Annotated in this window: 3 protein-coding genes and 1 other annotated feature; of the genes, 2 read left to right on the top strand and 1 reads right to left on the bottom strand. The window is 43.5% G+C overall.

The features are described 5' to 3' along the window. A partial coding sequence (locus OCV88_RS08900) for a DUF6320 domain-containing protein (protein ID WP_262591078.1) occupies positions 1–1,754 on the bottom strand: 1,754 nt, incomplete at its 3' end. Positions 1,755–2,051: 297 nt separating this feature from the next. Continuing rightward, positions 2,052–2,275, top strand: a binding site (T-box leader). 57 nt (positions 2,276–2,332) lie between these two features. Between OCV88_RS08900 and OCV88_RS08905 the strand changes: the two genes are divergently transcribed. Beyond that, positions 2,333–4,981 (top strand): valine--tRNA ligase, encoded by a 2,649-nt coding sequence (locus OCV88_RS08905; RefSeq protein WP_158425155.1) that lies wholly within the window; start codon positions 2,333–2,335, stop codon positions 4,979–4,981. A gap of 67 nt (positions 4,982–5,048) precedes the next feature. Then, positions 5,049–6,292: bifunctional folylpolyglutamate synthase/dihydrofolate synthase (locus tag OCV88_RS08910; protein ID WP_158425350.1), on the top strand; the 1,244-nt coding region annotated here is incomplete at its 3' end.

The raw sequence follows: 6,292 nt of genomic DNA on the forward strand, positions 1-6,292 counted from the left end.
CCCATCATACACTCCAGAGAAAGATACAGCGTCAGTTCCTCATCCGAGGTATCCGTTTTAAACAGACCGGCCAGATACAGACTTAAAAATAGATTGACCAGACTAAAGACCGGTACCTGCTGGGTCAGGGACCATTGATGCCAGCCGGAAAACAAATCTATGGCCAGGTAAAAAATACTTGTCCACAGAAAACGGGTAAACAGCCTTCGCAGAATACTGCTCTTAATCAGCATACCCCGGACAACTCCGTTCCAGATAAATATCGTGTTTATACCCATAATCAGGAACCAGTAGTTCTGGTTGTCTGTAAGGAGATAAACAATGGCATAGGTGATCATTGCTATGATACATATAATATTGGAAATTTTTAAAAAATTTGAAACCCTGTGGGATTCCTGCTTTGGAACCGGGAATACATCTTCCTTTTTTTCCTTACGATCAACAGAAGGGTCTGCAACATAAACATCCTGTCCGGGCCTGGATGGATTTTTGCCCGGAATACATCGAGCCGGTGTATTTGTGTGAATTTCTACCGGAATACCAAGCTCTTCTAACTGATGAAAAAAAGTATAAACAGTTGTTACATCTGTAAATGCTTCTGTAAATCCCAGAGTCAGCCGGTCCTTATAGGAACAGCATTCCGCCTGAATAGTCAGCGTGGATGAATACACCCCGATTTGTTCGATATAGGGATCAAAGCATTCCGGCATCACAATTTTTCCCAGGTTGGAAAAGCATCCGGTAACAAAACGTTTTGCCATAAAATTGCAGAACTGCAGGCCCGGATCCTTTAAAAAAATTGGAACCAGACGCATGGGGACATTCCGTTCAAAAGAACCCAGGGAATTAATTTTCCCAAGAAGATTTTCTTTTGTAATGGTTTCGGAAAATTCCTTTGAGATACATGCACAGATCATTTCTAGAGAATCGTCTCGGCCCTTGGGTTTATAAGTGACGGGCAGTATGGCAAAAAAGTTTCTTGTAGTTTCCGAAGGGAAAAAGTTTCTAAGGTTAATGGGTATATCAATAACAAGAGACTTTTTCAGATCTCTGTCGGACATTTGGCTGATAAAAGATCTGATAAGAACTGCCACCAGAAATTCAGTCATTGTAGCATGATAATTATGTGCCAGTTCCAGAATTTTTTTTGTGGATACAACTCCCTCTGTAACGTTGATATCCAGATCGGGACGCCTTTTCCCCCTGAGAAGCCAGACCAGCCCCCTTTTTTTGGAACGGGGATCCTTTTCGCCGGTATAATATTCCTCAAAGGCATCTGAGTCAAGCTCTGTAATAGACAGCGGATTTTGAATCAGCGGATCGTTTACGGGCAGCGTTCCGGGATACAGAATATTAAAATAGGCAGCCAGAATAAATTTTAAAAACTCTATGGTGCCGGCGCCGTCGGCCAGTACATGGAAAACCTCAATATTAATTCTTTTTTTGAAATAGGTTACTTTAAAAAGAAGCTCATGGTGTCCGGATTTATAAATATGAGAGCAGGGTGACTGGCTCTCCGGCTCCACTTTTGGACGTTTGCTGCTGTTCTCCAGATAGTACCAGAACAGTCCTTTGCGCAGTATTTTCAGAAAATGAGGAAACTGGCGGACCGCCTGGTCAACAGCCCTTTGCAGTACCTGTGGCTGAACATTTTTTGTTAACTGACAGTAAAACCGGAATACACGGGTTTCTGATTGTTCTATAGTAGAAGGAAAAATCTTGGCGGCATTGTCAAGTTTATTCCATTTTTTCATATTTGCTTCCCCCTGATTTTATTTCCTTTCATGGGAATTACTGCATTGCAGCCCGCCGGAGCGGAGAATGCACAAATACATTCCTGATTCCATTCATTCCCTTTAGTTTAAAAGTATGCAGGGCCGGTGTCAATTGAAAAGTAGAAAAAAGAAACAAGTTTTGCCAGATGCTTGACAAGGCGCCGCCGGTTGACTATGATTAGGAATAGATCTTAAAAGGGAATGAACAAAGTGCAGTATGTTTTCTGCGTTTAAGATCCTTTCATATATTTTTATACAGGTTGAAACAGAAAATACAAAAAAGTAATGAGAAAGAGGAGTACTCATGATAACGCCCTCAGAGAGGATGAACCCAGGCTGTAAGCTCATCCGGCAGAAGTGTTATGAGGAAGGTAGCTTTTGAACTGGATGGCTGAACCCTGCAGGTAAGTAAGCGATCCCGGTTAATTCCCGTTATAGAATGTTAAAGATACATGATTTTTCATGTAATAAAGGTGGTACCGCGGATTTTCGCCCTTTCTGATTTTACAGTCAGGAAGGCTTTTTTTGATTATTTAAAAAAATAAGGAGAGCAAGATATGAGCAGAGAGCTGGAAAAGACATACAGCCCCAAAGACCTGGAGGGGCGTCTGTACAAAAAATGGGAAAAAAATAAATATTTTCATGCAAAGGCGGATAAGAGTAAGAAGCCATTTACCATTGTTATGCCGCCGCCAAATATAACCGGACAGCTGCATATGGGACATGCTCTTGATAATACCATGCAGGATATTTTAATCCGTTATAAAAGGATGCAGGGCTATTCCGCGCTGTGGCAGCCGGGGACAGACCATGCGGCCATTGCTACAGAAGTAAAAGTAATTGACAAATTAAAAAAACAGGGAATTCAAAAGTCTGATCTGACAAGAGAGGAATTTTTAAAACATGCCTGGGACTGGAAAGAGGAATACGGCGGAAGGATTGTGAATCAGCTGAAAAAGCTGGGCTCTTCCGCAGACTGGGACAGAGAACGTTTTACTATGGACGAAGGCTGTTCCGAAGCTGTGAAGGAAGTATTTATCCGCTTGTATGAAAAAGGATATATTTATAAAGGCTCCAGAATTATCAACTGGTGTCCTGTGTGCAAAACATCTATATCTGATGCGGAGGTAGAACATCAGGAGCAGGCAGGCCATTTCTGGCATATTAAATATCCCATTGCCGGGGAAGAGGGAAAATATGTGGAGATCGCCACAACCAGGCCGGAAACCATGCTGGGAGATACTGCAGTGGCAGTGAATCCGGATGATGACCGGTATAAAGATCTGGTAGGAAAAATGCTGATTCTGCCAATCGTAAACAAGGAAATTCCCGTGGTTGCAGACGCATATGTAGATAAAGAATTTGGAACCGGATGTGTAAAAATCACACCGGCTCATGACCCAAATGACTTTGAGGTTGGAAAACGGCATCATCTGCCTGAGATTAATGTGATGAATGATGATGCTACTATCAATGAAAACGGCGGTATTTATGCGGGCATGGACCGCTATGAAGCCAGAAGAGCGATTGTAGCGAAGCTGGATGAGCTGGGACTGCTGGTCCGGGTGGAAGATCACAGCCACAATGTAGGAACTCATGACCGCTGTAAATCAACGGTAGAACCCATGGTAAAACCCCAGTGGTTTGTAAAGATGGATGAGCTGGCAAAACCTGCCATAGAAGCGCTGAAATCCGGACGTCTGAAATTTGTGCCGGAAAGCTTCGGAAAAACTTATATGCACTGGCTGGAAGGCATTCGTGACTGGTGTATTTCCCGTCAGCTCTGGTGGGGACACCGGATACCGGCCTATTACTGTCAGGAGTGCGGTGAAATGACAGTTGCAAAGGATAAGCCGGAAAAATGTCCCAAATGCGGCTGTACGCATATGGTGCAGGATGAAGATACTCTGGATACCTGGTTTTCATCAGCCCTCTGGCCGTTTTCAACCCTTGGCTGGCCGGAAAAAACAGAAGAGCTGGATTATTTTTATCCAACCGATGTGCTGGTAACCGGTTACGATATTATTTTCTTCTGGGTCATCCGCATGGTATTTTCTGCACTGGAACAGACGGGAACAGAGCCCTTCCATACAGTATTAATCCATGGTCTTGTGAGGGATTCTCAGGGAAGAAAGATGAGTAAGTCCCTTGGAAACGGAATTGACCCGCTGGAAGTGATTGATAAATATGGTGCGGATGCCCTGCGTCTGACCCTGATGACGGGAAATGCCCCGGGAAATGATATGCGTTTCTACTGGGAGAGAGTAGAGGCCAGCCGTAATTTTGCCAATAAAGTATGGAATGCCTCCAGATTTATAATGATGAATCTGGGTGAGGAAGAAATAAAGGAGCCGGATTTTAAAGATTTAAAACCTGCAGATCAGTGGATTTTGTCCCGGGTAAATACGCTGGCAAAAGATGTAACAGAGAATATGGATAAGTATGAGCTTGGTATTGCAGTTCAGAAAGTCTATGATTTTATATGGGAAGAGTTCTGCGACTGGTATATTGAGCTGGCAAAAGTCCGTATGTACAACCGGGAGGATCCTCAGATGAAAGCAGACAGTGCGCTTTGGACATTAAAAACAGTTCTGACCAATGCATTAAAACTGCTGCATCCCTACATGCCGTTTTTAACAGAGGAGATATTCTGTACCCTGCACCCGGAAGAAGAGACAATTATGCTGTCTGACTGGCCGGTATATCAGGAAGCATGGCATTTTGCAAAGGCGGAGGACGCTATTGAGAAATTAAAAGTTCTGGTAAAGGGCGTACGTAATCTGCGGGCGGAAATGGATGTTCCTCCAAGCAGAAAAGCAAGCTTTTACATGGTTTCAGAGGATGAGGGGCTGTTAGAAGAATATGACAGATTAAAAGAAAACTACGGACATCTCTTTGGCGCGGCTGCATTTGCAGTTCAAAAAGATAAAGCCGGAGTTCCGGATAACGCAGTGTCTGTTGTGATACCAAATGCCGTTGTGTATGTTCCCCTTGAAGATCTGGTGGATATGGCCAAAGAAAAAGAACGTCTGGAAAAGGAAAAAGCGAAACTTCAAAAAGAACTGGCCCGCTCTAATGGGATGCTGAAAAATGAGAAATTTTTAAGCAAGGCTCCGGCGGCAAAAGTAGAAGAAGAGAAAGTAAAGCTTGAGAAATATAAACAGATGATGGCAGATGTAGAAGAGCGTCTGGCACAGATTCAATAGAGGAAACGGGGAGATTTTGCGGACTGCAACGTCTCCCTTTTCTTTCTGAAAATAAACAGGAGCAGTTATGAGAGATAAATTTCAACAGGCGGTAGAGTATCTTTATCAGATTCCGAGATTTACAACAAAAAACAGTCTGGAACATACAAAAAAATTTTTAAAGGAACTGAGCTCCCCCCAGGAAAAATTTAAGATCATTCATGTGGCGGGCACTAATGGCAAGGGAAGTGTCTGCATGTTTTTAAACAGCATCCTTTTAAACGCCAAAAAGACGGTGGGGATGTTTACTTCGCCCCATCTTGTGGATATCCGGGAGCGGTTTGTAATCAATGGCAGGATGTGCAGCAAAAGGGATTTTCTGGAGGCCTATGAAACAGTACAAAAAACAGCCCTTTATTTTGAACAGAAAAATTTTGGACACCCTACATTTTTCGAGTTTATTTTTGCAATGGGTATGTTATTATTCTGCAAGGCTGATGTTGAGTATGTTGTTTTGGAAACCGGTCTTGGGGGGCGTCTGGATGCCACAAACAGTATTTCTTCTCCTATTATGACTGTTCTGACTTCTGTCAGCCTGGACCATACGGAGATTTTGGGGGATACCATTGAAAAGATTGCGGCTGAGAAGGCCGGAATTTTAAAGCCGGGGGTTCCTGTGGTGTATGACAGTACCGACAGCAGAGCTTCAGAAGTAATCAAAGAGAGTGCCTGCAGACTGGGCTGTCCGGCAGTGCCTGTAGATGCCGGAATGTGCGCAATCCACGAATTTAAGAATAAATTCATTGATTTTTCCCTTTTTACTGAGTATGATAGTGGAACAAGATGGAAAATACCATTTGTATCTGAGTATCAGGCAGTAAATGCAGCTCTGGCAATTACCGCTGTGCGGTTATTAGAAAAAGAGATTTCTGTGGATACCGGACAGATAAAGGCGGGGCTTATGGCGGCTGTCTGGCCTGGACGGATGGAAGAGGTTCTGCCGGAGATATATCTGGACGGAGCACATAATACAGCCGGTATCCGGGAATTTATAAAAACAGTAAAGTTTTTGTGCCGGCAGGATACACTTCCCCCGCTGCTTTTATTTTCTATGGTAAAAGAAAAGGATTATCATAAAGCAGTTAGAATACTTGCCCAAGAGATAAGGTGGGCTGATATAGCAGTAACAGCCGTGCCTAATCAGCGGGGAATTATGGCAGGGCAGCTGCAGGATGTATTTAAAAAGGACGTGGGATGCCGGGTGACGGCCGCGCCGGATTACAGAACTGCTTTTGATTCCGTATATAAGGAAAAACAAAAAGGACAGAAACT

The organism is Brotonthovivens ammoniilytica, from assembly GCF_025566885.1.
GTDB lineage: Bacteria > Bacillota > Clostridia > Lachnospirales > Lachnospiraceae > Brotonthovivens > Brotonthovivens ammoniilytica.